The following is a 24,161-nucleotide window of genomic DNA, read 5'->3' on the forward strand; positions in this document are numbered from 1 at the left end:
ATAAATGTTAAAACACATTTTACGATTTACATTTAACATTTCACTATAATTAAACTTAGTCGTGATTTTCGATCTGCTTGTAAGCATCAATTACTTTTTTGACTAATCGGTGACGTACAATATCTTTATCATCGAGATAAATAATTCCGATACCTTCAATGTCTTTCAGTACCAAAAGCGCTTCCTTCAGACCGGAAATAGTTCTGCGTGGCAAATCGACCTGTCCGGGATCACCTGTAATCATAAATTTGGCATTTTTTCCCATACGGGTCAGGAACATTTTCATTTGCGAATGTGTCGTGTTCTGTGCCTCATCCAGAATTACAAAAGCATTATCAAGTGTGCGCCCACGCATAAAGGCTAATGGTGCAATCTGAATAATTCCTTTCAAAATGTAATCTTCGAGTTTTTCGTTGGGAAGCATGTCGCGCAACGCATCATAAAGAGGCTGCATGTAAGGATCGAGTTTTTCTTTCATATCGCCGGGTAAAAATCCCAGGTTTTCACCTGCTTCTACTGCCGGTCGCGTCAATATGATCCTTTTTACTTCTTTGTCTTTAAGTGCTTTTACCGCCATTGCAACACCCGTGTACGTTTTTCCGGTTCCGGCAGGTCCAACAGCAAATACCATATCATTTTTTTTGATGGTATCTACCAGTAACTGCTGGTTAGGCGTCATGGCTTTAATGATTTTTCCGCCAACACCATGAACTAATATTTTGTCATGATCGTATGCTTTTTTTTCATCTTGTCCATCGCTCATAATTACCCGTTCGATTACATTATCATCAATGTTATTGTATCGGGTAAAATGAAGCATAAGCCTCTGGAATCTTTTTTCGAATTCATCTAAAACTTCTTTCTCGCCAAATGCCTTCAAAGTGGTCCCTCTCGCTACTATTTTAAGCTTTGGGTAATACTTTTTAATGATTTCAAGATGCGTATCCTGAGCACCCCAAAAGTCTTTTGGAGCGATGTCTATGAGCTCAATAATTCTTTCGTTCAAATGAGATAGTTTTAAATTAAAAATAAATCAGTTTTTATAAATCAGTAGTTGTCGGGTCTTTTTTTCGTCGCAGTTTCGGCGGGAGTTTTCGGCTGGTGTGACCGAGACTGAAAACTCTGGCCAATAATTGCAATTTGTCTTTTCATTTCTTCATTTTTGCAATTACTATTACTAGCTTTGCATTTCTCAAATTTAATGAAAATTAGATTTAAATACTACCAATAGTTATAAACAAAATTATGTCAATAATTACCCTCACTACCGATTACGGCTTAAAGGACCACTTTGTTGGTTCACTAAAGGGTAAAATACTATCGGAATATCCGGAAGTTACACTTGTTGACATTTCGCATGATATTGACCCATTTAACACAGCCGAAGCAAGTTACGTTATTGGCGCGTCGTATTTGAGTTTCCCAAAAGGAACCGTTCACTTAATTGGAGTAGATATCGAACGCAATAAAGAAAATCAGCATATTGCCATGCAATGGAACGATCATTACTTTATTTGTGCTGATAATGGTATTTTGAGTATGCTTACGCAGAAAATTGTTCCGCAAAAAATTGTTGCCATCAATATACACGACCGCTTTCCCAGCGAATTTAACGATTTGGATATTTTCATTAAGGTGGCCTGTCACATTTCTAAAGGCGGCTTACTTAATGTTATTGGCAAAGAAATCAAAGAAATCAAGCAAATTACAGAGTTACAGCCCGTAGTTGCCGGCGACAACAACTCTATAAAAGGATACGTAATTTACATTGACCATTTCGGTAACGTAGTAACCAATATTTCGAAAAGGCAGTTTACAGAAGTTGCAAAAGGTCGGGCTTATGAAATTGTAATGAAACCCAAAAGTATCAAAACCATTTTACCCAATTACTCTGCCATTGCTAGTTCGGATAAATACCCTATAAAAACTTACGAAGGAGAGAAACTGGCAATTTTTAACGAAGCCGGATTCCTTGAAATCGCCATTTTCAGAAGCAATCCGTCTAAAGTGGGTTCAGCGAATAGCCTTTTAGGATTAAATTACAGAGATGTTATTACGATTAAGTTTTTATAATATTTTTTGGATTTCAGATCTGGAATTTCAAACTTAAAATACGTAAAATTTCGAATTTATTTTTTTTCATCAAAAGAACAATCAATTTTGGTATTTTTGCGCACCTTTAGTTTTTGAGATATCCATAATCTAAAATCTAAAATCAGAAATTTAAAATTGCAATATGTTTGTTCGAATAGTAAAAATGAGTTTTCATGAAGAGAAAATCCCTGATTTTCTGGAGAATTTCGAAAGTGTAAAAAATAAAATACGGGAAGCGAATGGAAATCGTTTTTTAGAGTTGTATCAGGATAAAAATAATAAATGCATATTTTTCACTTACAGCTACTGGGAAACTGAAGAAGATTTAGAAAATTACAGACAATCTGAACTCTTTAATACGGTTTGGAATTTCACCAAAAAACTTTTCAACGCCAAACCCGAAGCCTGGAGTGTGGATAAGCTGGTAAGTTTAAATTAATTTGTTTCAAGTTTCAAGTTTCATGTTATATGCTGGATTTGAAAATTGAAACCGTTTAACCACAAAGAACACAAAGATCACATTTAAAAGGTTTAACAAAACACAAAGTTCGCAAAGGAAAGCAACTTGAAACTTGAAACCTGAAACAAAAAAAACAATTAAACGATTAAACAAATAAACGAATAAACGTTATACATGAAATCAATCATTTTAAGAGAAATAAAATCCTTTTTTGGCTCTCCTATAGGTTATTTGGTCATTGCCATTTTCTTAATCAGCAACGGACTATTTTTATGGGTATTTGAGGGCGACTACAACATTTTAAATTCAGGTTATGCTGATTTAACGCCATTTTTCACGTTGGCTCCATGGATTCTGATTTTTCTGATTCCGGCCGTTACCATGAGAAGTTTTTCTGATGAAAAAAAACAGGGGACACTGGAATTATTATTAACCAAACCTTTATCGATCTGGGAAATTGTAAACGGAAAATTTCTGGGCTCTTTCTTATTAATTGTTTTGGCCATCGTTCCAACACTTATTTATGTGAAAGTCATTTCAAGTTTAGGTGCTCCCGAAGGAAATATTGATATGGGAAGTACTATCGGTTCTTATTTTGGACTATTGTTTTTAATTGCTGCTTATTCGGCAATCGGAATCTTTACTTCTACCCTGTCCGAAAATCAGATTGTTGCTTTTATCATAGCTGTTTTTCTGTGTTTTACTCTTTATTTTGGTTTTGAAGGACTCGCATCACTGATTCCGGGATCTTCTGCTATTGTTTCAGTATTAGGAATGCAGGATCATTTTAAAAGCATGAGCCGCGGTGTAATCGATACTCGTGATGTGATTTATTTTTTAAGCATCACCGCATTGTTTCTGTCGTTTACTGTTTATCAATTAAAATCTTTTAAAGCGTAATGAAATCATCTACTCAACAAAACATTAAGACATTAGGTATCACCGTTTTTGTTTTAATCGCTTTAAATGTATTGGGAAGCTTATTCTTCCACCGATTCGATTTGACCAAAGACAAACGATACACTCTATCTGAAACTTCTTTACAAATCGTAAAACAGGTAAAGAATCCGCTATCGATTAAAATTTATATGCAGGGTGAACTTCCGGCAGACTTCAGACGTCTTCAACAAGAGACTCGTCAGTTACTGGAAGAATTTCAAGCCTACAACAGCAATATTGTTTTTGAATTCGTTAATCCTCTGGAAAATGAAGACGAAAGCATGGATGTTATTAAATCGCTGTATCAAAAAGGACTTACACCCATAAACATTACGGTCGACGATAAAGGAAAACAATCGCAGGCTATGGTTTTTCCGTGGGCCGTTGCAGTTTACAATAATAAAGAAGTTAATATTCCATTGTTGAAAAACATCATGGGCGCTTCAACAACGCAAAAAGTAATCGGATCAATTCAGCATTTAGAATATTCGATTGCAGATGCGATCAATAAAATTAGTAAAGACAGACAAAAAAAGGTCGCTATTATAAAAGGAAATGGAGAGTTGAACGAAATTCACATTGCCAAAATGCTCCAGCAAATTCGTGAAAGCTATTATATTGGTCCGTTTACATTAGATTCTGTGAGACAAAATCCAACAGGAACTTTAGCTGCCTTAAAAAAGTATGACTTAGCCATTATCTCAAAGCCAACCGAAACGTTCACGGATGAGGAAAAACAGGTTTTAGACCAATTCATCATGAATGGAGGCAAAACTTTATGGTTAATTGATCAGGTTGCCGCCGATATGGACAGCTTGTACAACCAGGCGGGAGCGACTCTGGCTTATCCCAGAGATCTGAATCTTAACGATATGTTTTTTAAATATGGAATCCGAATCAATCCTGATCTGATCAAGGACGAACAAGGAAGTCCGCTTAAACTGGCTACAGGCGAACAAGGAAGCGCTACACAATACCAGGATTTTATATGGAAATACGCTCCTCTGGTACAGCCGAGCAGTCAACATCCGATCGTTAAAAATCTGGGGGGAATCAAATTTGATTTCGCCAGTCCGATTGATACTTTGAAAAACGGAATCAAAAAAACGGTTTTACTACAATCCTCTCCTTATTCAAAAGCAATCGGAACTCCGGCTCCCATTACTTTAAATAGCGTTACCGAAAAAACGACTCCGCAGGATTATGCAAACAAAGGAAATATTCCGCTTTCGGTTTTATTAGAAGGATCCTTCCACTCCGCTTTTGAAAATCGTGTTTTGCCTTTCAAAGAAAACTCGTTTTTAGCCAAAGGAAAACCAAACAAAATGATCGTAATAGCCGATGGTGATCTGGCCAGAAATCAACTTGACAAAAATATGATGCCGGTTGAATTGGGCTACGATCAGCGTACCGGAAACCTGTACGACAATAAAGATTTTATGATGAACTGTATTAATTATTTACTGGACGATACAGGACTTATTAACATTAGAAGTAAAGATGTCAGTCTGCCATTATTAGACAAAGAGAAAGTTTATGAAAATTACACGCTCACGCAATTCATAACTATCGGACTTCCAATTCTAATTTTATTGATTTTCGGACTGGCATTTACCTACATCCGAAAAAGAAAATACAGTAACTAGATGTTAATAAAAAAAATGCACAAATTAAGATTGTTTACGATATATTTGTAAAACCTATCTTAGTTGAGAAAAGACTAAAGAAAAGAGCAAAAAAATAAAACAATAGAGATGAAATTTATAGTATCGAGTTCGTACTTATTAAAACAATTACAAGTTTTAGGTAGTGTAATTAACAGTAACAATACGTTGCCAATTTTAGACAACTTTTTATTTGAACTAAACAACAGCGAACTGACCGTTTCGGCTTCAGATCTTGAAACTACCATGTCTGCTACGTTGTCGATCGATTCTACAAGTAAAGGAAGTGTTGCTGTACCGGCTAAACTTTTGCTTGAAATTTTAAAAACGTTCCCGGAACAACCTTTAACTTTTACCGTTGAAGAAAACAATACCGTCGAAATTAGTTCAAACTCAGGAAAATATGCTTTAGCATACGCTGCAGGAGAAGAATTTCCAAAATCAGTAAGTCTTGAAGAACCATCTGTAACGCTTGTTCCTGCTGATGTTTTAGCAACTGCTGTAAGTAAAACTATTTTCGCAGCCGGAAATGATGATTTACGTCCGGTAATGTCTGGTGTTTTCTTTCAATTCTCACCAGAAGGATTAACTTTCGTAGCAACAGATGCTCATAAATTGGTAAAATATGCCCGTACAGATGTAAAAGCATCTCAGGTAGCCGATTTTATCATGCCTAAAAAACCTTTGAATATTTTAAAAAGCATCCTGGGAACTTCAGATGCTGAAGTAAAAATTGAATACAACGATTCAAATGCGACTTTCTCATTTGACAATTATATTTTAACCTGTCGTTTGATTGACGGAAAATACCCTAACTACGAAGCGGTAATTCCAAAAGAAAATCCAAACAAATTAATGATTGACCGTTCTTTATTTTTAAGCTCGGTGAAACGTGTGGCCATTTTCTCTAACAAAACGACACACCAAATTCGATTAAAAATTGCCGGAGCTGAATTAAACGTTTCTGCAGAAGATATCGATTACTCTAACAAAGCAGAGGAAAGACTAACTTGTGATTATCAAGGAGATGATCTTCAAATTGGTTTCAATTCACGCTTTTTAACTGAAATGCTAACTAACCTGCAATCAGATATGATTATGTTGGAGATGTCATTACCTAACAGAGCAGGTATCCTAACTCCGGTAGACGGTTTAGAAGAAGGAGAAACTGTTACGATGTTAGTAATGCCGGTAATGTTAAATAGTTAACATCAAAACTTCTTTTTGTTACAGAGATCTTTTTTAGTTTCAAATTAAAGACATATCATTGTAAAAAAAATACAACATCGCTATTAACCAACCATTTTTTATACCTAGAAACCGCAATTCCCAAAAAGAGTTGCGGTTTTTTATTTTACACAAAACCTAACAAAAATCAATTAAAATCAAAAATAAATCCCATGAAAAAAAAATTACTTACCCTGTTTTTATTAAACTGTATCGCAACTATGCATGCCCAATGGAACGGCACAACAACTACTGCAAATGTAGGTATTGGCACTTCCGATCCAAAAACAAAACTTGAAATCGATGGTTCCTCACAAATTGGGTATGAAATCGGTACATTTAAATTGAAAAGTGGAACAGCAAATCAATTTCTTTACATGGGGTACGACGACAATTATTCCGCCGGATACTTGCAAGGTGTTAAACCAGGAACTTCACAACAAAATATATTGCTCGCTCCTAACGGTGGAAATATTGGAATTGGATTAAATAACCCGGATCGCACTTTGACTGTTGCCGGACAAATTGGTGTAAAAAATGGCGGTGTAATTTTTAATAATAACAATAAAATATGGGACATTACTTCAAGCGATAATGATCTTTCATTTAGTGAAACCGGAATTAGAACCCCTTTATATCTCAAATCTGGCGGAAACATAGGAATTGGAACTATTAATCCTACCAGTAAACTTGAAATTGAGGGTACATCACAAGCAGGTTATGAAATTGGCACTTTTAAATTAAAAAGTGCAACAGCAAATCAATTTCTATATATGGGATATGATGACAGATACTCTGCAGGCTATTTACAAAGTGTAAAACCAGGAACCTCACAACAAAATATACTGCTTGCTCCAAATGGTGGAAACATTGGAATAGGAACTTACTCACCGACACACAAGCTAGACGTCTGCGGAACAATCAGAGCACAAGAAATAAAAGTTGAATCAGTAAATGGCTGTGATTTTGTATTTAAAGACGACTATAAACTAATGAATTTAAACAATCTAGAAAAATTCATCAAAACAAATAAACACCTCCCAGAGGTAGCTTCTGAAAAAGAAATGGCAGAAAATGGAGTAAACATGAAAGAATTTCAAATGAAACTCCTTCAAAAAATAGAAGAACTTACACTTTACACCATCGAACAAAATAAAAAAATCAAATCTCTTGAAAAAATTGTAAAAAAAATGAATTCCAAGTCAAAATAAAATTTTTCTCTTTCTTGTCTTATTACATATAAACCCGACAGGTTTTAAAAACCTGTCGGGTTTGTTTTCTAAAGAAAAACCAAATCGAAAACAATTTTTTTCCTTATTTTTGATTTATGAAAATAGAAATTTGGTCGGACATCATGTGTCCGTTTTGTTATATCGGAAAAAGACAATTGGAAACAGCTTTAGCTGAATTTCCTAATGACGAGTTTGAAATTGAATGGAAAAGTTTCCAGCTTGATCCTACTATTGAAGCACAAACTGATAAAGACGTTTATACGTTTCTTGCTGAACGAAAAGGAATCTCTGTTGAACAATCCATCGAAATGCACAAAGGAGTCGTAGAACACGCTAAAAGCGTTGGTTTGGACTATCATTTTGATAAAGCGATAGTTTCAAATTCACTGTCGGCACATCGTATTATTCAGTTGGCCAAGACCAAAAATCTTGCCGATGAAATGGAAGAAATTTTCTTTCGAGCTTATTTTACAGAAGGAAGAGACTTAAATGATCCCGAAACTCTAATTGAACTTGGTGTAAAAGCAGGTTTAAACGCGGATGAAGTCAAAGAAACAGTTGAAAATGAAAAACTTTATATCAGCGATGTACACACTGATCTTATTCAGGCGCAGAATATGGGCATACAAGGAGTTCCGTTTTTTGTTTTTGATCGAAAATATGCGATCTCGGGAGCTCAGCCAGTTGAAGCTTTTGTAAATACAATCAAAGAGGTACAGAAATAATTGCAGATTGTAGATTGTAACTTGGTTCGCTCTTCGACTTCGCTCAGAGGGACAACTTACAATCTACATTTCACATCTTACATTTCACAACCTACAATCATATTACTCCCATTTTCTTCATCAGGAAAGTTGCACTCTTATTTTTACAAATTCCATCACGCAGCTTGTAATCAAAATGAAGTTCATTGTCTTTAATTTCGACTTCAAAACACTGATTGGTTAAAACCTTAGGGTATTCATTTGTTGTCAAACACACCTCAATATCGTGTGTAGCAATCGCACCAATTGCATTCTTAGCGATTACCTTTTTAACGACTTCGATTGTTCCGTTTCGTTTATCATCAGAGTTTGTTCCTCTCAAAATTTCATCCAATAAAACAAAAGCAGGACGTTCTTCCAAAGCATCCATAATTTGCTTTAAACGTTTAATTTCAGCAAAAAAGTACGATTCACTATCGGCTAACGAATCGGACAATCGCATTGAAACTAATACAGGAAGTGGATGCATGTTAGCTTTTGAAGCACAAACTACTGAACCAATTCCTCCCAGTACCATATTAATCCCTAAACTTCTTAAAAAAGTACTTTTACCCGACATATTAGAACCTGTTAAAATCAGGAAAGATTCAGGATAAAAGTGAGTGTCATTCCCTACTCTTGTTGCCGAATTTAACAAAGGATGACTCAAATTTGAAAATCCAATTTTATAGTCGGAATTAATTTCGGGAAACACAAAATCAGGATTATTATACGATAAGTTAGCCAAACTGTTCAGTGCTTCAAACTCGCCGACAATATTAATCCATTGCTCCAATTTTTCAGAATAGTTTTCTTTCCATTTCAAAAGCGCTTTTAAAACATGCAAATTGAATAAAAACATGCCGTTAAAAACCGTTGCCGTAACAAAATTGTTAATCGTATCCATTCTGGAAAATAGCTCCGAAAGATCTTTTAAATGTTTACTCGCCGTTGCATTCTTAAAAATAAGCTCTTGTTGTAAATCAATCAATCTTTTTGACTGAAAAGTTTCTGTCTCGATTTTTTGAACCAGTAAACTATACTGCTTAATAATTTTATCCACATTATCAGCCTTCGCAATCTCTGACTGAATCCGTTTAAAAGAACTTCCCAAAACAATCATATTGGCAATAAAAACATAGGTCAGATACGATAATAAAATTACTTTTGAAGTAATAAAATAGGCTGCCAAAAAGCCAAAAAACAGGACTGGAAGAATAACGGATAACCCAATTAAAACTTTAGGTAGTTTATTATTTTCAAATGATTTCCAACAAATTAAAGCATCATAAGTATTCTTTGTGTCATAACTAATCATTGCCAAGGCCAAAAAATCCTGACGCCAATCCATTTTAGTTTTCAATTCCCCGATTGCTTCCTGATTTTCAAGAATAGTTTCATTGGAAGACAAATTCAGCAATTGATTGGCCAGTGTTTTTTTTCCAATATAAGTGGCGGTCCTGTTTAGATTTTGAAATAACGAATGCTCTCCAAAAACATCCAGATCGTAAGCATACGGATGACTGAAATCATTGAATTCGATTCCGTTCTCAAAAGGGATTTTTTCTCTTTTCAAATAAGCAATTTCATTCTTATTTAATTTTAGAATTGCCTTCGTATGTTCTCTCTTAAAAGATAAATGCGAATGAATGCGCATTAAAAAAAGAAAACCAACAAAAGACAAAAAAGCAAAAGCTACGTAAAGTATTTCATTCGTTTTTATGTAGTAAAACAATAAAAACAAACACAGAAATACGCTTAAAAGACGCAGAATACTGATGCTGTTGTATTTTTTGTTGATTTTATTAAAGTGTGCTGTATAGTATTCAACTTTATTGTGATAGGCTTCCATTCTTATAAATTAATGAAACACAAATATAGCTTTTACACTCACATTCCAGCACTAATTAGTCTTTGATTTTAGCTTTCATGCATAACCAAAACCGGTATCGAAACTTCCTTAGTTATTTTTTTACTGAAACTGGATTCGAAAATACTTTCAAAGAAAGATTTTTTGTGTGTAATAACCGTCAGAACGTCCACATCTTTATACAGTACAAAATCGAGAATAGTCTCTTTTACTTCATCACTAGGCAAGACTAAAAACTCTACATTTTCATGAGCAAATTCTTTATCCCATTCTTTAATTGTGGCATCAGAAACATCTGTGTTTGATGCTCTAACGTATAGACTTTTTACTTTAGCATTTGTTTTCTTTGCTATTTCCAACACTTTTCGAAGCTCAGCCTTGTCTTTTTCACGATAGCGGGTTGTAAAACCAATTGTTTTTATTTTTTTGAACTTTGCATCTGCGGGAATACACAAAACGGGTACTTTGACTTCTGAAATTACAGAACTTGTATTCGATCCGAGGAAAAATTTTGTCCAGTCTGAAACACCTGAAGTTCCCATTATCACAAAATCGATATGATCTTCTTCAACTGCATTTTTCAGATTAAAAATCAAATCACCGTCCATCAAACGATGTTTGATTACAATGTGATCTAATTTTCGTTCCGCGGCAATAGTTCTAAGCCTTGGGATCTCATCTTTAAACATTTCAAACTTTGCCAGTTCGATTGAACTGTAAATCGAGGCGTAATTTTCGGGGAAAAACTGACTATCGTAAACCGGAATCTCAAAAGTGTGTAACAAAACTAATTCGGCGTTTACAATTTTGGCAAATTCTAAGGCATGGACAAAAGCATTTGTCGCCGCTTCAGAAAAATCTGTGGGAAATAGTATCTTTTTCATTTTGCTTGAGATTAAAGGTTTGTTTCTCAAATTTAAACATTCTAAACGCAAATCAAACTGATAATTATCAGTATTTTAACATTTAAAAAATTACTAAAATTGACATTTAAAAGGCTGAAAGTCTCCTAATCAACTCTTCTTTGAGTTCGCAACTTTATGGCTTTTTTTATACCTTTGCAGCATGATAAATCAAGATTCTATAGTTGCATTGGCTACCCCATCCGGGGCTGGAGCTATTGCGATCATTCGTATTTCAGGTTCCGATGCTATTACCATTGGGAATTCGGTTTTTAAATCCATAAAAAACAAAGACTTAACTCTCCAAAAAACCCATACTTTACATTTAGGGCATATTGTGGACGATTCGAAAACACTTGACGAAGTATTGGTTTCTGTTTTTAAAGGACCTAACTCTTATACAGGAGAAAATACGATTGAAATTTCATGTCATGGCTCGACGTATATCCAGCAGCAAATTATTCAGTTATTGTTACGAAAAGGATGTCGAATGGCTGATGCGGGCGAATTTACCCTTAGAGCTTTTTTAAATGGAAAACTTGATTTATCGCAGGCAGAAGCGGTTGCCGATTTGATTTCATCAGATAATGAAGCGTCACACCAAATCGCTATGCAGCAAATGCGCGGTGGTTTTAGCAATGAAATAGCCAAACTTCGTGAAGAACTACTAAACTTTGCTTCTTTAATTGAGTTAGAACTGGATTTTGCAGAAGAAGATGTAGAATTTGCTGACCGTACTCAATTTCATGAGTTATTAAATAGAATCGAATTTGTTCTAAAACGTCTGATTGATTCGTTTGCCGTTGGTAATGTGATCAAAAACGGAATTCCGGTTGCTATTGTAGGAGAACCAAATGTGGGTAAATCTACTCTGCTCAATGCCTTATTGAACGAAGAACGCGCCATTGTTTCTGACATTGCCGGAACCACACGCGACACCATCGAAGATGAGTTAGTGATTGGCGGAATTGGTTTCAGATTTATTGATACGGCAGGAATCCGTGAGACTAAAGATGTGGTAGAAAGCATCGGAATTAAAAAAACCTTCGAAAAAATTGATCAGGCACAGCTTGTTGTCTTTTTGTTTGATGGTTTCAGGTTTCAGGTTTCAGGTTCTGACTATATTGTAGAAATTGAAAAAGTTAAAAACAAATACCCTCTTAAACCTATATTAGTAGTGGTCAACAAGGTTGATTTATTGAGTGAAAATGAAATCGGGAACATCAATCAAAAACTTGAAACTTTAAACTTAAAACTTCTAAAAATTTCGGCTAAAGAAAATATTGGAGTCGAAGAATTAAAAGAGCAATTGCTTTCTTATGTCAACACAGGAGCACTTCGTAATAATGAAACTATCGTAACTAATACAAGACATTACGATTCTCTACTTAAAGCCCTGGATGAAATTCAGAAAGTGAAATTTGGTCTGGAAACTAATCTTTCAAGTGATCTGATTGCACTTGACATACGTGAAGCCCTGTACCAATTTGGTCTTATTACCGGTCAGGTTTCTAATGACGAATTGTTAGGGAATATTTTTGCGAATTTCTGTATCGGGAAATAGGGAAACAAAACATCACAAAATAAAAACAAACAAACGAGTTAAAGTATTAATAAACAATATTTTAACTCGTTTTTTACTTACGTTTTCTTTTGGATGTTACGTTATGTTTTGATTAAATTTGTACCCTGTTTGTACCTCGAAAAACTGAGATGCAAAAAATATTTTTTCGTGGCCAAATGATGGCACGTAGAGACACACATAGTCACAGTGGGACACTTAAAGTCACATTTCTATGAGTTCAAACATTAAGATTACCAGAATCTGTGAATTCTGTAAAAATGAGTTTACAGCACGCACAACAAAGACATTTTACTGTTCGCTTAAATGCAGCTCCAAAGCCTATAAATCAAGGGCTAGGAAGTCAAAAATCGATCAAAGCAACAAGCAGGCAGAATCGGTCAAAAATTCCAATTTGGAGGTCATTAAGACCAAAGATTTCATCGATGTTAATATGGCCAGTAATTTGCTCGGCATCAGTAAAAGGACTATTTACAGGCTGATCGAAAGGGGCGAGCTTCATATTGCAAAATTCGGCAGAAGAACCATTATTCGCAGATGCGATCTGGACAGCTTTTTTTCCATTCCGTTAGAGGAATCGGTGCTGCAGCCAGTCCAGGAATTTCCTGGTCTAGACAGATGCTACAACATCACACAGATACAGCAGAAATTTAAAATTTCAGCAGGCGCCCTGTATATGCTTATACAAAGGCATGGAATAGCCAAATATTCTGTCGGAAAGTTTAATTATGTCGCGAAAAAAGATATTGATATTATATTTAATGCAGGAGAAAATGAAAAAGATTAATGTAACACTGAGAAGAAAATTGTTGGCTGATGGCAGAATATCCCTATATCTGGATTTTTATCCTGCAATACTTAACCCTGAAACTAACAAACATACTAGACGAGAATTTTTAAAGCTATATCTTTTTGAGAAACCAAAAAAACAAATTCAAAAAATTGCTAACATCGAGAATCTTCATACAGCTGAACTGATTCAAATCCGTAGACAGAATGAGCTACGAAAACACGACGTGTATTCAACCTTTGAAAAAGAACAGCTTGAATTGCAGAAAATAGGAAAAGGTTCGTTTATAAAATATTTTAAGGATTTGGCTGAGAGAAAAGAGGGGAAAAATTTAGCAATCTGGAATAGCGCAATAGCACATTTTTTAGATTTCACTGAAGGTAATGATTTATGTTTTAAGGATATCACTATAACTTTGGTAAATGACTACAAAGAGTATCTTACTAAAGCTAAAAGCAGAAGAAAAACCGGAAACGTTTTAGCCTGTAATACGACACTCTCCTATTACAACAAGCTAAAAACTACACTCAAAAGAGCTTATAAAGAGGGAAAACTAAGAACTGATATTAACGCCGGGATCGACTCAATAAAAGAATCTGAAACCCAACGCAATTTCTTGACTTTAAATGAGGCAAAAAGACTTTTTAAAACGTCGTGTTCAAACCAAATTGTATATAGAATATCTATGTTTTCAACATTGACAGGACTCAGATACTCAGATATAGCAAAATTAACATGGTCAGAAATTGAATTTATTGAAGAAGATGGATACTACATAAGGTTCAAACAGAAAAAGACCGAAGGCCTCCAGACTTTACCTATTTCGGAAGAAGCGTACCAATTGCTTGGCAAGAGTGGAAATGAAGATGAAAAAGTCTTTTTTGGACTAAAAAAATGGGACATACATAGGGTTCTTCCTGTATGGCTTGCCCATGCAAACATAAAAAAGCATATCACGTTTCACTGTTTCCGACATACCTATGCTACGTTACAAATTTTTTCGGGTACCGATATATTTACTGTATCCAAAATGCTTGGCCATAAAAGTGTAAAAACTACTCAAATATATACCAAAATAATTAACGAGAAAAAAAGAGAAGCTTCGATGAGAATAAGTTTAAAATAAAATACCCTAAAACAAGAAAGATATTACTCAAAGTAATATCTTTCTTGTTTATTTATAAATGCTTTTTGAATTAAATTTAGCTTCAGTTTCTAGTTGTATTTCAGCAATAGTTTTAATTCGACCAGATTTTATCCAATTTAATAATTCTCCACGATAAAAATATAAACGCTTGCCCTGTTTATTGGCAGGAATCTCATTTCTACAGACTTTGGTGTAAATAGTGGCTACAGACAACTTTAATAATTTTGCAGCCTCAGAAATAGTTAGCAAATCATCATCAGCATCAACAGTTTTTACTTTATTTTCTTGCAAAAGTTTTTCAATACTGTTCATTTTCATAAGTAGCTCTCCGATAATATCCGGCAAATCTTCAAATCTATATGGTTTCATAGTATCTAAATTTATAGATGTAAAGATTGTTTTGTACATCTTATTAATTTCCTAAATTTTAGGATCATTATATTTTTAAATAAACAAAGTAATCAATTAAGCAGCAATACTTAAATCGTTGTATTCAAATATATTAACATCTGATATATTCGCATGTAAAAGTCTCATTAAATCAACAAAAAAATAGTGGTTTGTAAATTGTATCGTAGAGGTCACTCTACGGGACAAAAGATAAAAATCATCTTTTGTCCCGTTTTTCTCTATCTTTAACTCTTTATCAATCAAATAGATAGACTCAGTAATTTGGTTCAATCTAGCGGTTTGTACTTTATTTTCTCTAATAGTGAAATTTTCAGGATAAATTAAACCAATTAAACTCCTCTTGTCCGATAAATCTTTGTCAGCATAAGTTTCATTGAGCATTATAAGATTGTCAACGCCTTTGTTTAGTAGTTCTTCAATACTATGCTTCTCATTGACAACCATCGATAACTCTCGTTCGAGATTTGTAATTCGTTCATGATAGTCTTCTTTCATCACTTTGTAATCGTCCGGATCAATTTTTAATGATAATAAAAGATCTCTCGCGTTTCCTAATCTGATCTCATAATCTTTTATCTGCTCAGAAAGTCTTCTTTTTTGCTCACCTGCACTATTTGCTAAATCTCGATGAGTTTCATAAAGCAGTGAAGTATATAATTTCCATTGCCTTCTCTAGAGTAATTTTTCCCCTCATGTTTTCTTCTTCATTTTTCATCATTATTTACTTAAATAATAAAAGCCCTATATGGGCTTTTGTCTAGTTATAACTTCTTTCTCAATCGTAAAATAAATTTTGCTCCCTTGCGTCTTTTTAAATGAAGGTTCATAAACAAGATACCCGTAATCGTGTAACTGCTGGACACATTTATGATAAGTATATGGTGAAGAAATTTTCGCAATAGGCGTTATATCATGCCTATAAACTTGAATATAATTTTCAAGGCCATTTTTAGCTCGATATTTAAGTAAAGCCGTATAAATAGCAATATGACTGGGACTAATTCTAAAGTCATTTTGAATGGCTTCAAAAAAATCTAATAAGGGCTTTAAATTTTCCATTTTACCTACATTGATTGGACCCTGCGTTTCTTAGCTCTATTCTCTTTACCGACATCATTTTCATCAGAGTCATGACTATGCTTTTTATCTTTAGAAACCGACTCTTTTTGAGATTCAGATTTTTTTTCTTGCTTGCTTTCTCTATGATTGATACGCTGCAGGTTTCCGTTATAAAAATTCAACGTTTTAAATTGAGGATTTGCTTCCACAAACATTTTACTTTCTGTACCATTTACCACAAAAGTTACTGACTGAAGATTTCCTTTCTTAAGCGAATTTAAAAGGTCGTCTTTATACTGTGGACTATTCAGTTCTTTGACAGAATGTTTGGAAATGCTGGCTTCCAGATCATATCCATAATTTTGATGGTAATAATTCAACTTAAAGTTGCCATTGTCATCTGTCTGTTTGAAGTCAATTTTTATCCAAGAATTGTAACTTTCACCTTCTTTAGTCTTAAGATCTTTATTGACAGAGCGCCCCTCCATTAAATTGTACGCCTCTTTCATCGTAATGCTGGCGCTGTCTTTGTTAATATAAAAGGTCTGTTCAAGTCCGGGTTTGTTTTCTTCTTTCTTAAGATTCACTTGATAAGAGTTAAAAAAATACATATCAGACTGCTCTGACCTCTTGAAATTTAATTCTACAGTCAAGGTGTCTTTATTTGGGAGGCCATTGTTCATAATACCAGTGTGCATAATTTTAAAATCCTTGTCACCTTTCATCATGTTCTCTTTCAGTTCTGCATCGAACGTTTCTCCAAATCCAGTATATTTCAACTGGTCTTTCAGGTATTCTAAATTTTTCTGATTCATTATGTTCGTATTTAAGTTGTTTTCTAATAATTCTTTTCGGTCCCTGAAGCGTTTAGCAAATCCAGTCAGATCAAAAGCTTCATTATCGGATATGTCAATGCCGCTCTCTAAAACCTCTTTTAAGTCGCCAATAACAGATTCAACTGGCAGACTCTGAAAATAATCTGCATCGTTAGTCATAACTAAACAGTACTCTTGAGCATCCATTGACTTTCTAAAAAATTCTATTGTGTAGGTGTCGGTTACCTCATCAGTGTTAAAAGCGACAAATCGATGGCCGTTTTGAGCAATTTCTTCAGCAAACGACAGCATCATTTCAGTATCAGCTAGATTGATTATCATAATGTTTTTTAAAATTTAAAAAGTATCAATGCTGAATTCCGTAATCGGAAATATCTTATCAGCCAAATTATTACTAATATCAACTTCCAAATGCCTGCCGCCATTTTTTTCAATCATCTCAATTGTCAGATATTTATTCTCAGGGATAGTAAATTTCCCCAGCGCATAAACTTTTATAGTTACAGACTCATTAGGTATGACTGAAGAGGATGAAGTTGTGTATAAAGGCTGTAATTCTATTTCCTGCGATGCCGTACGTTTTGACTTTTTACGGTCTCTTATAAAAAAGCGAAGCTGATCAATATCGTAGTTAATCTTTGATTTGTTTTCAAAAACTACGCGTATATATAAAACGTCCTGCTGTATAAAGATTCCGTTTACTTCCATACTTATTTGATACTTGGATTTTTTTAAACCAGTGGCCTTTTTCATTTTGGATAATGCGAGTGAAGCACATTGCTCAATTCTTTTCTGATTTTCATTTTCTAGAGGAAACAGCACTTCCCTGGATGTGGCCGCTGCATTGTCCGCTTTTATATTTAGATCAGGGCAGTCTGCATTATAATTTAGGACAAACACGTATAATTTACCATCTGACGTCACTACCGTTAGGTTGGTCTGGAAAAAATACTGCTTAGCTGCTTTAATCAGCAGTATATTCTCCACTCCTTTGGCCTTCTGAACCAGTACATCTGCGCTTCCTTTATCAACGCTCTTAATTGCGTATGGAAAAACAATACTTGTAGTTTTAGAGAATCCGACCTGCAGATTCTTGTAATTCTCTTCTTTAAAGTCTGTCTCTATTACTTTAGACTGTGGAAACGCCGAAGAGCAAACCAGCATCCAGCTAATCAAAAACAAGTCTCTGCGCCTTTGATAATCAGGAAATCTACGACATGGCGGTAAAATACTACACTGATGACAGCATCGACACACCTGCTCCTATTGCCTGCAAAGCAATAGTTCAACAGCCTCAATCAGCAGACCTGTTCTCACAGCCTGAAATCCCTGCTCCTCCTGTGCAGTCTACCGTCCCCGCTCCTCTAGTTACAAAACAAAATGTAAAACCCGCGCAGACCGCCTTAACACTCTTTGACCTATGATACCCAAAACCAATCTTGAGAAACAGTTGACCGCACTCAGCGCTTCTCTGCCCAAAATAAAACCCGAAGTTTACGTATGGGCTGAAAAAAATATTTTTTTGAAATGGTGCGTTTTATCACGTTCCAAATTCTATTGTTTGGAGTGCACCCACATTTGGAAACCCACAGATCCAAATACCTGCTCTAAATTTACAGCCTGCACCACCTGTAAAGCAAAACTTAAAATACAACCTTATAATAAGAAGTATTTCAAAGAATTAGAGTACTCCACTGTGTTGCAGACCTATGGAGGATTTCAGGTGGTGCGCATCATCTGCTCCCAAAAGCACATGAAAAAGAACTGCGCGCCAACCTACTCTCACAGCGAGGTCATGCAACATTGGATCAGCCCTGAGGGGGAAGTGCGTACGCTCTCAATGAGTGTCAACGTATTTGCACATGCCTGCGATGCTTGGAAATTTTATTCTCCGCTCGAAATCCGCCCGAAGGATTTCTGCCATAATGCCAAATACCGCATCAATCCCTACAAAGTATATCCCAATGCAAAAGTACTTCCAATTCTGAAAAGAAACGGTTTCAAAACTTCGGTACATTCCATTGCCCCTCAAGTTCTCTTTACTGCTCTTTTAAAAGATTCCATCGCTGAAACCCTCCTAAAAGCCAAACAGTTTTCACTTTTGCAGTATTATCTCGGAGCGTCGCGCCAAAACATCAAACGCAATTGGCAGGCAGTTAAAACAGTTATCAAAAACGGCTATGTAATAATTGACATTACTATTTGGGAAGATTATATCGAATTATTACAGTATTTCAAAAAAGACTTAAATAGTGCGCTGTATGTCTGTCCTACTAGTCTTAATGAAGCGCACGATCGTTTGGTACGCAGAAAAAGAGAACTGCTCAGAAAGAAAAAGCTTCAAGACCTGCGCCTTGAAATCGAAAAGGCACAAAAAAGATACGCAAGCGATAAAAAACGCTTTTTCGGGCTTCTTTTCAAGGAAAAGGAACTTAGCATCTCCGTCATTGAAAATGTTAAGGATTTCATGCAGGAGGGCGATGATTTAAACCACTGTGTGTTTACTAATGAGTATTATGAAAGAAAAGATTCCCTTATTCTTTCCGCTAAGATCTGTGAGAAGTCTGTCGAGACCATTGAAGTATCACTAAACCGAATGCAGGTGCTCCAGTGCAGAGGTATGAAGAACGAACCCTCCGGGCATCATTCCCAAATCCTACGTTTATTGAATCAAAACCTCTATCAAATCAGGGAGCGCATGAAAAAAGAAAAAAAGCAATTATAAACCAAAGCCGATAAGGTATCAGCTTTTTTTGTGCTCACATAATACCCAAAAGCCCGCCGGCTTGACAGCCGGCGGGCTCAGTCAGTAAATACACTTATAAGTTGGATTTACTTAATAGTAATGGCTTCGGCTAGGTTTTCCTGCTCTATAAAAGCGGCAATGTACTGCCTTACTTCATTTCGTTTCTCCAGTTCGGTTTCAAACGTATTGATATGAAAGTCCTCGTCCTGATCCAAAATATGAATTATTTCAGTATACCCTTTTGAAATCAGTCTTCCTTTGAGTTTAATAATGGTGTGCTGCAGTTGGGCATCCAAATCTTTTCTCACCTTTAATTGTATCACTTTTTCCATTGTGAAAGATTCATTCGTTTATGTTCTATGGCATATCAAATATACTCTGAATTTTTAATTGTCAAATTAAGAATAACACATTGCAGCATGTACTGCACCTAGACTTTTATCTTTACTTTTAAAGTTTTATCTGTAAACTGATTACTCTTCTGTTATTGCCAATCTTTTTGTTCAATTACAATAATCTCGGGATTAGTTAAATTGACTCTATATTTCAAATTACTTGACGAGTATGCATGAATTTCATTATGATCAAATTCGATTTTATAAAATGGATTTGAATCTGTAAAAAAAAGAGCCCATAAAAAATCATTAGACTTATCAGTGCAAGCTATAAAACCTTCATTTCCAATTCCTCCTTCACCTCCAAAAACAACATATTCATCCTTAATCTCTAATCTATTTGAAAAAACTTCAAAACTTGTCCAAATATCAGAATTAAACTTTTCCAAACTTTCTACAGTTGTTAAACAAAGAGGCGATGAATAATAGGAAATATTATCTGTATTACTCACATTAAAACTATTTAAAATTATAATTTCACCATTGTTTTTTTGCAAAGAATCTATTCCAATCAATTCTTCGTTTGACCAATGTTCCAATATGGTTCTATTTTTCATACTTTAAACTTTTTAATAACACAGAACTAGAGTACTACTCTTATTTCCTGGTAAATCTATTTTAAGCAAAACAGATCTGCCTTTAGGCCTGAGATATAATTAGATTACGACTATAAACAAAAAACCACCTCACTACGAAGTCAGTTTTTATCTTACTCTATTCTTTATCAAATTCATTAATACTCACAAACAAAATGTTCGTTATCAAGCGATTTTTTTAAACAGGATAATTATTCTCTAAAAATAACTTAACTAAAAAAGCATGGGAAATTGGTTTGAACGAAAAGATATCTTCACTTGTTTCATAATCTAATAAAATTATAGGTTTCTGATCCAAAATTTTCTTTAATTCAGTTATTTCATTCTCTAACTTATTATCTAATATCCACTTGTATGATGGCAAATAAATAAGTTTTTTTGAATCTGAATAACTTAAAATATCTTTTCCATTAATCCCTTTTCTATGTCCTATCACTTTCCCATACTTTCTAACTGTTCGTTTGATATTTTTCATGTTTTCTATATCAAATTTAGTAGGGTCAATATCGGAGTTTTCAAATACTTTTAATCCTTGCCAAATCCCTTCCACACTTTTAGAAAATTTATTTTCACTAAAAGGAATAGGTATGTTTCCTAATGGATAAAATGGACTGAATTTCACCCATTGATTCTGAGCCTTTGAAGTAATGTCAATAATCTCAAAATTTGGATACTTTACCATTAATGTTTCTATCTTTTTTCTTTTACTCTCAATAATAATTTGATTATTCATCGTTCAATAATTTATGATAATAATATATCCTGTGTACTAATTTTGATAATAGTTTATATTTTTAAATCTGCCGTCGCTATCCGTTGCTTTAAAATCCATCTTTATCCTTTTATTTTTATGACCTAATTTGAAACACTGAGGTAAGGTAAAAGCATCTTAAGACTTACTAAAAGACAAAAGAATGAAAGAGACGACCGGTTGGTCGTCTCTCTTTCTATTCAAAAATTAAAATTTTATATTCTTTATCAGTTCGTTACATCGTTATTCTATAAAAACACCTAGTCTGTAACACTACCAAATAATTAATTGTTTTTATCGATGATAAATTTAAAGATATTGTAAAAAACGTGCCAGCTATTTTCCTCTAAAAACAATTTAAATTGATTAGAATTTGTAAACAAGGTTAATTCAGCATTTTCCATTTTTGATGATGGATTATTTTTAATATTTGGAAAATCAATTTTTGTCAAATCTGATAAACTAATAAATTTATTTTCAACAGGAATAATTAACCTCTTGTTTGTTAGGTACCAGCTATAATTATTGTCTCTAGTAAAATAAATAATACATTTTTCATTTGCTTGAAAAACAAACAAATCTTTTGGATTAACTTGATGCGAATTTTCGTCAAATATAAAAGTTGATTTAAAATTTAAACCACTTCTCTTAAATTTAGCTTTTATTACCGATATATTTAACATATTTACAAATTTTTATAAATTCTTACAGAGTGTTGTTCAATCCTCTCAATAGTATAGCCTAATCTTTCCCAAGCTTGAGCATTTAATAATTTTGTTTCAACTACTCCCTTTCCTTCAATTATTAATTTTGTAGCTCCTGAGGCTTTAGCTTCAGCTTCCATTGTTTTTAAAAGCTTTATGGCACTTCCTGCTGAAGGAGCTTCATTTATTAATGTACCTATTTGAATTTCAATTGTGCCTCCTTTAACATATGTTTTAAACCACATCCAAAAGCTTCCAATTTGAGTACATCTAAATTCTGATGCTAAAGGATTACCAACTGAGATTATTTAAGTAATATATCTCTACTGACCAAATAGTAGTATCCATTATAATCATCTTCTTGTATTTGATAACCATTTAAATAGAAATAATATTGGATTGTAAAAAAGTCATCTTTGCTCAATTTAGTAATATTCAAAACTTTCTTTTTGTTAAAATCCTTAGTATATTTTAAATAAAAAGAACCAAAACCTTGTTCATATTCTTTTTTTATACTTTTACTAAGGACAAAAAATTCATAATAAATATTTTTAAAATCTTCTTTAGTAATTTCAATTTTATGATTCAGAACTGCATCTAAGAAATCTCTGAAAGACCCAAACGACTTTTTAAATTTTAATTCATATAAATAATTTAAAAAATCGGCATTGGTTTTTATTATTTCTTGATTTTTTACTAAAATAAATAGACTAGTTTGTCCATAAACTGACGGCATTTCATATTTTGCTTTTGATAACTTATCAATATCATCAGTGTCTATAATTACATGTTTCTTTTTGCATGAAAAGAAACAACTAAATATTAAAACATAAATTATTATTCTCATCGTTTAAATTTATTATTAGGTGGATTTTTAAGTTTTTCTGGATCTATTAAAATGCCACCATATTCAATTCTTATTGTAGCCTTTTCTTTTTTCTCCATCATTCGAGCAAGATTCTCAAAGAATGTAGCTCTAATTTCTGAAGGATCAGTAGCTGAATTTGGGCTTTCATCATCAGCGGTATTACCAATATCTTTATCATAAGCATGTGCCATTTCATGAACAATAATATCAAAATCGGTATCTCGTGTACTCCCTTTTTCTTTGACTCTATCTTTTTCTTCTTCGGAAAAATTTATCATTGTAAAAGACCCCGAAGGCGCATTTGGATTTGAAGGATCGAAAATTTCTTTGCTATTACGTGATGTTATAGTTTTACCATCCCAATCAGAAACATTATGTTTTCGTGAACTATTTTCAAGTTTGTGAAGAACTTTTTTTAACGTTTCATTATTAGAATTTTCAATTTTTCTGTATGCTTTGAGAACTTTATACATTGAAGGGCTAACACTTTCTTGCCTTGGATCATATCTTCTCGTATATTTTCCTCTTCTATCTTGTTCATAAAAACTACCCTTTTGATATTTAAACTGTCTTTGTTGGTTACCATTATTTACAATATATATAATATCATTACCATCTGGATCAATGTTTATCATTGGATTGTTAGCCACATAATTATAAGGGCTTAAATTTAAATATTTTTCACTTTTAGGATCAATGTTTAACCAACTCCCAATCGCAGGGTCATAATTACGTGCCCCATAGTCATACAGGTTTAGCTGATTACCTCCAATACTCTCGTCTTGAAGTTCTTTTCCGTTGTACTTATACTTATTATTGCTAGCCACATAATCATTATACCTCGTGTGTTTTAAACCAAAAGGATAATAATTATTCTCTTCAATAATTTCAAGAACTTGGGTAACCGGGTTTTTAGCATAACTAACCCGAACATTTCCTAAATGATCTTTATACTGGTAAACATACTTTTTATATATGTCATCGTAATATCCTTCTGCTGTAGGGAAAAATATTAAGATTGGTCGTGATGCAACATTCTGACTTCCTCCTGACTGTTGTCCTCCAGCCAGACTCGAGCGATTCACTTCAACTGGTGGATCTTTTACAGGATCCGGAGTATAAATAGGAGGATCTGTATCTCCCGG

At 34.0% G+C, this 24,161-nt stretch carries 26 protein-coding genes; 11 read left to right on the top strand and 15 right to left on the bottom strand.

The genetic code is table 11. The features are described 5' to 3' along the window. Positions 1–55: 55 nt before the first annotated feature. On the bottom strand, positions 56–1,006 hold the full coding sequence (locus M4I44_RS16285) for a PhoH family protein (protein ID WP_017496394.1): 951 nt from the start codon (positions 1,004–1,006) through the stop codon (positions 56–58). Between the two features lie 239 nt (positions 1,007–1,245). On the opposite strand from M4I44_RS16285, the gene M4I44_RS16290 reads away from it, so the two are divergent. From M4I44_RS16290 to M4I44_RS16320, 7 genes are all read left to right on the top strand, one after another. Next, a complete protein-coding gene (locus tag M4I44_RS16290; RefSeq protein ID WP_249965381.1) occupies positions 1,246–2,073 on the top strand; it encodes an S-adenosyl-l-methionine hydroxide adenosyltransferase family protein in 828 nt (275 codons plus the stop codon). A gap of 163 nt (positions 2,074–2,236) precedes the next feature. After that, positions 2,237–2,533, top strand: a complete 297-nt coding sequence (locus M4I44_RS16295) for a putative quinol monooxygenase (protein ID WP_089078387.1) — start codon at positions 2,237–2,239, stop codon at positions 2,531–2,533. A 195-nt stretch (positions 2,534–2,728) separates the two neighbouring features. Beyond that, positions 2,729–3,454, top strand: coding sequence for a gliding motility-associated ABC transporter permease subunit GldF (gene gldF, locus M4I44_RS16300; protein WP_249965382.1), 726 nt, complete (start codon positions 2,729–2,731; stop codon positions 3,452–3,454). Continuing rightward, complete coding sequence (gldG, locus tag M4I44_RS16305) at positions 3,454–5,139, top strand: gliding motility-associated ABC transporter substrate-binding protein GldG (protein ID WP_249965383.1); 1,686 nt, start codon at positions 3,454–3,456, stop codon at positions 5,137–5,139. The genes gldF and gldG overlap by 1 nt, the downstream gene beginning before the upstream one ends. A gap of 108 nt (positions 5,140–5,247) precedes the next feature. Next, a complete protein-coding gene (gene dnaN, locus M4I44_RS16310; RefSeq protein ID WP_026109975.1) occupies positions 5,248–6,366 on the top strand; it encodes a DNA polymerase III subunit beta in 1,119 nt (372 codons plus the stop codon). A 191-nt stretch (positions 6,367–6,557) separates the two neighbouring features. Beyond that, a complete protein-coding gene (locus M4I44_RS16315; protein ID WP_249965384.1) occupies positions 6,558–7,595 on the top strand; it encodes a hypothetical protein in 1,038 nt (345 codons plus the stop codon). A 116-nt stretch (positions 7,596–7,711) separates the two neighbouring features. Further along, positions 7,712–8,341 carry a DsbA family protein gene (locus M4I44_RS16320; RefSeq protein ID WP_070905686.1) on the top strand — a complete coding sequence of 210 codons (630 nt, stop codon included), beginning with the start codon at positions 7,712–7,714 and terminating at the stop codon, positions 8,339–8,341. A 97-nt stretch (positions 8,342–8,438) separates the two neighbouring features. On the opposite strand, the gene M4I44_RS16325 is transcribed toward M4I44_RS16320, so the two are convergent. Both M4I44_RS16325 and M4I44_RS16330 read right to left on the bottom strand, forming a co-directional pair. Beyond that, a complete protein-coding gene (locus M4I44_RS16325) occupies positions 8,439–10,211 on the bottom strand; it encodes a DNA mismatch repair protein (protein ID WP_249965385.1) in 1,773 nt (590 codons plus the stop codon). A gap of 68 nt (positions 10,212–10,279) precedes the next feature. Further along, positions 10,280–11,113, bottom strand: coding sequence for a universal stress protein (locus M4I44_RS16330; protein ID WP_089078454.1), 834 nt, complete (start codon positions 11,111–11,113; stop codon positions 10,280–10,282). Between the two features lie 181 nt (positions 11,114–11,294). Here M4I44_RS16330 and mnmE point away from each other — a divergent pair, with 181 nt between their 5' ends. The 3 genes from mnmE to M4I44_RS16345 all read left to right on the top strand — a co-directional run bounded on the left by mnmE (position 11,295) and on the right by M4I44_RS16345 (position 14,629). Next, the gene (mnmE, locus tag M4I44_RS16335; RefSeq protein ID WP_070905684.1) at positions 11,295–12,695 is read left to right on the top strand and encodes a tRNA uridine-5-carboxymethylaminomethyl(34) synthesis GTPase MnmE; all 1,401 of its coding nucleotides are present in this window, start codon (positions 11,295–11,297) and stop codon (positions 12,693–12,695) included. Positions 12,696–12,927: 232 nt separating this feature from the next. Further along, on the top strand, positions 12,928–13,500 hold the full coding sequence (locus tag M4I44_RS16340; RefSeq protein ID WP_249965386.1) for a helix-turn-helix domain-containing protein: 573 nt from the start codon (positions 12,928–12,930) through the stop codon (positions 13,498–13,500). Further along, entirely contained in the window at positions 13,487–14,629 is a 1,143-nt protein-coding gene (locus M4I44_RS16345; protein ID WP_249965387.1) for a site-specific integrase, read from the top strand. The genes M4I44_RS16340 and M4I44_RS16345 overlap by 14 nt, the downstream gene beginning before the upstream one ends. A gap of 48 nt (positions 14,630–14,677) precedes the next feature. Here M4I44_RS16345 and M4I44_RS16350 read toward each other — a convergent pair whose 3' ends face one another. The 5 genes from M4I44_RS16350 to traN all read right to left on the bottom strand — a co-directional run bounded on the left by M4I44_RS16350 (position 14,678) and on the right by traN (position 18,138). Further along, the gene (locus M4I44_RS16350) at positions 14,678–15,019 is read right to left on the bottom strand and encodes a helix-turn-helix domain-containing protein (protein ID WP_249965388.1); all 342 of its coding nucleotides are present in this window, start codon (positions 15,017–15,019) and stop codon (positions 14,678–14,680) included. 96 nt (positions 15,020–15,115) lie between these two features. Continuing rightward, complete coding sequence (locus tag M4I44_RS16355) at positions 15,116–15,556, bottom strand: hypothetical protein (protein ID WP_249965389.1); 441 nt, start codon at positions 15,554–15,556, stop codon at positions 15,116–15,118. 246 nt (positions 15,557–15,802) lie between these two features. Next, entirely contained in the window at positions 15,803–16,120 is a 318-nt protein-coding gene (locus M4I44_RS16360) for a hypothetical protein (RefSeq protein WP_249965390.1), read from the bottom strand. A gap of 5 nt (positions 16,121–16,125) precedes the next feature. Beyond that, the gene (locus M4I44_RS16365; protein WP_249965391.1) at positions 16,126–17,277 is read right to left on the bottom strand and encodes a hypothetical protein; all 1,152 of its coding nucleotides are present in this window, start codon (positions 17,275–17,277) and stop codon (positions 16,126–16,128) included. A gap of 15 nt (positions 17,278–17,292) precedes the next feature. After that, entirely contained in the window at positions 17,293–18,138 is an 846-nt protein-coding gene (traN, locus tag M4I44_RS16370) for a conjugative transposon protein TraN (protein ID WP_249965392.1), read from the bottom strand. A 238-nt stretch (positions 18,139–18,376) separates the two neighbouring features. On the opposite strand from traN, the gene M4I44_RS16375 reads away from it, so the two are divergent. Beyond that, a complete protein-coding gene (locus tag M4I44_RS16375; RefSeq protein ID WP_249965393.1) occupies positions 18,377–19,681 on the top strand; it encodes a PcfJ domain-containing protein in 1,305 nt (434 codons plus the stop codon). A gap of 107 nt (positions 19,682–19,788) precedes the next feature. On the opposite strand, the gene M4I44_RS16380 is transcribed toward M4I44_RS16375, so the two are convergent. The 7 genes from M4I44_RS16380 to M4I44_RS16410 all read right to left on the bottom strand — a co-directional run bounded on the left by M4I44_RS16380 (position 19,789) and on the right by M4I44_RS16410 (position 24,101). Next, positions 19,789–20,034, bottom strand: coding sequence for a hypothetical protein (locus M4I44_RS16380; protein ID WP_017496431.1), 246 nt, complete (start codon positions 20,032–20,034; stop codon positions 19,789–19,791). A gap of 152 nt (positions 20,035–20,186) precedes the next feature. Next, positions 20,187–20,654 (bottom strand): hypothetical protein, encoded by a 468-nt coding sequence (locus tag M4I44_RS16385; protein ID WP_249965394.1) that lies wholly within the window; start codon positions 20,652–20,654, stop codon positions 20,187–20,189. 217 nt (positions 20,655–20,871) lie between these two features. Further along, a complete protein-coding gene (locus M4I44_RS16390; protein WP_249965395.1) occupies positions 20,872–21,426 on the bottom strand; it encodes a hypothetical protein in 555 nt (184 codons plus the stop codon). A 302-nt stretch (positions 21,427–21,728) separates the two neighbouring features. Continuing rightward, the gene (locus M4I44_RS16395; RefSeq protein WP_249965396.1) at positions 21,729–22,127 is read right to left on the bottom strand and encodes a hypothetical protein; all 399 of its coding nucleotides are present in this window, start codon (positions 22,125–22,127) and stop codon (positions 21,729–21,731) included. 2 nt (positions 22,128–22,129) lie between these two features. Beyond that, a complete protein-coding gene (locus tag M4I44_RS16400) occupies positions 22,130–22,393 on the bottom strand; it encodes a hypothetical protein (protein WP_249965397.1) in 264 nt (87 codons plus the stop codon). Positions 22,394–22,452: 59 nt separating this feature from the next. Then, positions 22,453–22,995, bottom strand: coding sequence for a hypothetical protein (locus tag M4I44_RS16405; protein WP_249965398.1), 543 nt, complete (start codon positions 22,993–22,995; stop codon positions 22,453–22,455). Continuing rightward, positions 22,992–24,101, bottom strand: coding sequence for an RHS repeat domain-containing protein (locus M4I44_RS16410; RefSeq protein WP_249965399.1), 1,110 nt, complete (start codon positions 24,099–24,101; stop codon positions 22,992–22,994). The genes M4I44_RS16405 and M4I44_RS16410 overlap by 4 nt, the downstream gene beginning before the upstream one ends. Positions 24,102–24,161: the final 60 nt, after the last annotated feature.

This window comes from Flavobacterium sp. B183 (genome assembly GCF_023539155.1).
In the GTDB taxonomy this organism is placed as follows: domain Bacteria; phylum Bacteroidota; class Bacteroidia; order Flavobacteriales; family Flavobacteriaceae; genus Flavobacterium; species Flavobacterium tructae.